Origin of the sequence: Longimonas sp. (assembly GCF_046498435.1) — a bacterium.
Lineage (GTDB): Bacteria > Bacteroidota > Rhodothermia > Rhodothermales > Salinibacteraceae > Longimonas.
In genome coordinates, this window is sequence record NZ_JAWOAR010000036.1 from 1 (window position 1) to 4,535 (window position 4,535).

A 4,535-nucleotide genomic window follows, 5' to 3' on the forward strand; every position below is an offset into this window, starting at 1 on the left:
CATCGGGAAGCCCCTGTTGTGCACCTAATGTGTCTTTAGGAGCTAACGTACGCGCATCGTAGCGCTCAATGATGCGGCCCCGCGTGGCGTAGACATCGGTGCCATGTACGGACAGATACGTAGGGTCGCCCAGATCGGTAGCCAGCGGCTCCTCTGCCATACGCCGCGTGCTATCAGGGTCCATCCAGTACACGGCTTCGTCGTGGAGCGCAAACACGCGCCCGTTCTCGGCGATGCGCAGCGTGTACCAGTACGCACCGGGCTCGCCGGTGGGACCGCCCGACACAAAGTCGACTGTGCCATCATCGTGAAGCACGCCGGGTCCGTGCCGCCCGTCAACCACCCAGGTGGTCCCGTCGGGATGTACCTCCGCATTGAAGACGCCCGCCCCGATCGTGGTGGACTCCTCCTCGTCGAGCGGCGTCTGGATGTCGTATCCATACGGCTGCCGTGTGGGGTCCTCGTCCCCCGGCGTCCACGTCCACATCGCCGTGCGCGTCAAGAATCGCGTGGTGTCGGGCCCGGGCAGAATGCGCTGAACGAGTTCATCACCGAAGTCGACCACCTGCTCCACGCTATCGCCGCGCACGCGTACGGCATCCCCCACGGAGGCAGCCACCCACACCGCACTGGAATCGGCAGGCTGGATGTCGCTCACGTAGACCGTACCGATTTTTTCCGGCATGGGCACCGAGCGAAAGGTGTGCCCATCAAACACCGAAAGGCTTGTCTCGGTGCCAATCCAGAGCTGTTCGTTGTCGGTCTGCGCAAGCGCCGTAATGGCCCGGTCGGCCAACCCCTCATAGGCTGTAAACCGGTGATAGGGGACGTTGTCCTGCGCGTAAGCTGCTGGAGGCGAACTACTCCATAATGTAACCTGAAGTGCTGAAACAATCAGCAGGATACGTACAATAGTCGGCATAGCAGAGGGCACAGCCTGCCGATCTCAGCAGAACGCCGAACGCGCGTTCATCTTCTTTGCGTCTCACTTTCTACGTAATTGCGTCCGCGGCGCTCACTAAGACAGGGGCCGATAGGCATGTAGGGGACATAACTGTAGGGGACCAGGGGGGACATTCATCCCGGGAGTTTACATGGGATGAGGATGAACTTTCACTTTACTAATTAGCGCAATCGATTGCAAACATGTAATTATACCAAACTCCGCATGCTTCGTTGGGGGGGAAGGATGGAGGTATGGAAGCGTGAATGTACAGTACACGACAAAACCTGAGCGAGCCTTCACAGAACCAGCATTCCCGATCCCCCGGCGCGTCATTCCGATACCGACAGCCGTCGGCAGAGGAATCGCTCCGGAATGGACGGAATCAGACCAGAGGAAAACAGCGATCAGCCCTTGGTTCCGCTAACCTCAAAGAGATTCCCGCACCGGATGACCTGTTGGCCCCTTCGCAGAACAGGCATGACCTACGGCCCCGAACCATGCGCCCGGTACTCGGCTTATCCCTCCAACAACTGCCCGGCGGCTACACCTGCTTCAGATCCTTGAGATTCGCACGCAGGCGCTTCAGTTCGGCAGTGACGTCACGCTTTTTCTGGCGTTCGCGCTCCACCACATCGTCGGGCGCTTTGGTCACGAATTGATCATTCTGCAGCTTGCCCTCCACACTCTTCAGAAAGCCCTCTTTCTCGGCGATGGTCGCCTTCAGGCGCTCGCGCTCCTTGTCGAGGTCGATCATCCCTTTTAGCGGCACAAACACCTCGCTGTCTTCCACCACGACCGATGCGCTGGCGGTAGGCTTCTCCAGATCATGGCCCACGGTCAGGTCTGTGACGCGTGCCAGTTGCTCGAAGTAGTCCGGATACGCCTGCATTGCCGCGGCGCGGTCGGTGGCCGTTTCTGGCAGACTGATAACGGCGCTTACCTCGGTTCCAGCCCCCACCCCGTAATCGCTCTTGATGCTGCGGATGCCCGAAATCAGTTCTTGCAGATGCGCAAAGGTGTCGTGCGTGGCCGCATCGTGGGGAATCGCATCGGCGGTCGGCCAGTCGGAGACAATGCACGCGTCGCCTTCCTCACGCGGACGCACCTTCCACCACAGCTCTTCGGTCACGAAGGGCATGAAGGGATGCAGCAGTTGGAGCAGCGTCTCGAAGATCGACGCAGCGCGGGCAATCACCTGCTCATCCATCGATTCGCCGTACGGCGGCTTGATGAGCTCCAGGTACCAGTCGCAGTAGTCGCGCCAGAACACGTCGTAGACAATGGACACGGCTTCGTTGAGACGGTAGCGGCTGAGCGCGTCCTCAATGTCGCCAATCGCGGTGTGCAGGCGGTGCAGCATCCACTGCTCCACCATCTCCAGCTCCTCGAAATCGCGCCCATCGGTGTAGGTGCGCATGGGATGCCCCTGCGCATCTGTCTCCATAAACTGCCCGAAGACGTTGTAGGCGTTCCAGATCTTGTTGGCGAAGTTGCGGCCCATCTCGAACTTCGACGGCGCCAGCTTGATGTCCTGGCCCTGCGCACAGAGCAGCGTGAGGGTGAAGCGCGTCGCATCCGCCCCGTACTGATCGACCATTTCGAGCGGATCGATGCCGTTGCCAAGGCTCTTCGACATCCAGCGACCCTGCTCGTCTTTCACCATGCCGGTGATGAAGATCTCCGTGAACGGCGGCTTGCCGGTGAAGTGATAGCCCGCCATCACCATGCGGGCAATCCAGAAGAAGAGGATGTCGTAGCCCGACACCAGCACATCGGTCGGGTAGAACGTCTTGAGGGCGTCGGTGTCATCGGGCCAGCCGAGCGAGGCAAACGGCGCGAGCCACGACGAGAACCACGTGTCGAGCACGTCTTCGTCTTGCACCATCTCCTCGTCGTTGTCGGGACGGTCTACGCTCACCACGTAGCCGCGCTCCGGGTCGGGATTGCCGTCGTCGTCGGTGTAGTACCACACCGGAATCTGATGCCCCCACCAAAGCTGCCGCGAGATGCACCAGTCGCGGATGTTCTCCATCCAGCGGAAGTACTCGTTCTCCCAGCGCTTCGGGTGAAAGGTGATCGTGCCGTCGCGCACCGCTTCGATGGCAGGCTCGGCAAGCGGCTCCATCTCCACAAACCACTGCCGCGAAATGAGCGGCTCGATGACCGCGCCCGAGCGGTCGGAGACGGGCACGTTGATCGTGTGCTCTTCGACATCGGCAAGGAGCCCGTCGGCATCAAGATCGGCCACGATCTTATCGCGTGCGGCAAAGCGGTCGAGCCCCTCGTACGGACCGCCGTTGGCGTTGATGGTGCCGTTGGGGTTCATCACATTGATGGTGTCGAGGTCGTGACGCTCCCCGATCTCGAAGTCGTTTTCGTCGTGCGCAGGCGTCACCTTCAGCGCGCCGGTGCCAAACTCGCTGTCGATGTATTCGTCAGCAATGATCGGAATCTCGCGGTCGAGCACCGGTACGCGGGCGGTCTGTCCCACCAGGTGCTGGTAGCGTTCATCGTCGGGATGCACCGCCAGCGCCGTATCCCCCAGAATGGTTTCGGGCCGCGTGGTGGCAATGGTGACGTAGTCGGGCTCGCCGTCGGTAACGAGCGGGTAGCGCACATGCCACAGGTGCCCGGCGCGCTCTTCGTTGTTGACCTCCTCATCCGAGAGCGCGGTTTCGTTGGCCGGATCCCAGTTCACGAGGTAGTCGCCCCGGTAGATGAGGCCGTCCTCGTAGAGCTGCACAAAGACCTCCTGCACCGCCCGCGAGAAGTCTTCATCCATCGTAAAGTAGCTGCGCTCCCAGTCGCACGAGTCGCCCAGGGTGCGCTTCTGCCGCAGGATAATGTCGCCGTACTCCTTTTTCCACGCGTACACGCGCTCCACGAACGCCTCGCGGCCCAGGTCGTGGCGCGTCAGGTCGTCTTCCTCTGCAATCTTGCGCTCCACCACATTCTGCGTGGCAATGCCCGCATGGTCGAGGCCCGGCATCCAGAGCGTTTCGTCGCCTTTCATGCGGTGGATGCGGGTGAGCGCATCCTGAATCGAATCTTGCAGCGCATGGCCGATGTGCAGCCGCCCGGTCACATTCGGCGGCGGCATCGTGATGCTGTACGACGACGCCTCCGGATCGTCGTTGGCCTTAAAGAAGTCGTTCTCCTCCCAGTATCGGTACCACTTGTCTTCGATCTGCGAGGGGTCATAGACGGTAGAGGCGGGGCCTGTGTCCGATTCGGCCATAGGGATGCAGGGGTTGGTGAGCGGCAGCGGCGGTTCATCGCATACGTGCGGGCGTCGTGGACGCATGCACATCCTGTAATGTAGCACGCATGCAGTACAATGCGCAGTGTAGCGATGCCACGCCGAAGGGTTTCCCTCTGATTTTTACAGGATGCCCCCACCGATGCGGGAGCATGTTACCACGAACGGAAACCGACTATGCTGTTAAATACCCAAGAAGCGTAATGTACAGCGCCAGCAAGCCTGCCCCCCAGGCCATGCGTAAAGTTATCAGGTGCTCAAGATCTGCCCGCATTGCCTCGAAGCGCGTGTTCATTGTCTGCTCCAGCCCACTTATACGTTCATTCATTG

2 protein-coding genes are annotated in these 4,535 nt (G+C 60.6%); both read right to left on the minus strand.

What is annotated here, in order from left to right; translation table 11 throughout:
* Window positions 1–922, minus strand: a 922-nt coding sequence (locus R6U20_RS01460) for a hypothetical protein (RefSeq protein WP_410336094.1), incomplete at its 3' end; no start/stop codon positions are given.
* Between the two features lie 565 nt (window positions 923–1,487).
* Window positions 1,488–4,184 carry a valine--tRNA ligase gene (locus R6U20_RS01465; protein WP_410336095.1) on the minus strand — a complete coding sequence of 899 codons (2,697 nt, stop codon included), beginning with the start codon at window positions 4,182–4,184 and terminating at the stop codon, window positions 1,488–1,490.
* Window positions 4,185–4,535: the final 351 nt, after the last annotated feature.

Bases quoted from the DNA above. Each gene is read 5' to 3' on its own strand.
- R6U20_RS01465 (WP_410336095.1), bottom strand. From the start codon at position 4,184: ATGGCCGAATCGGACACAGGCCCCGCCTCTACCGTCTATGACCCCTCG.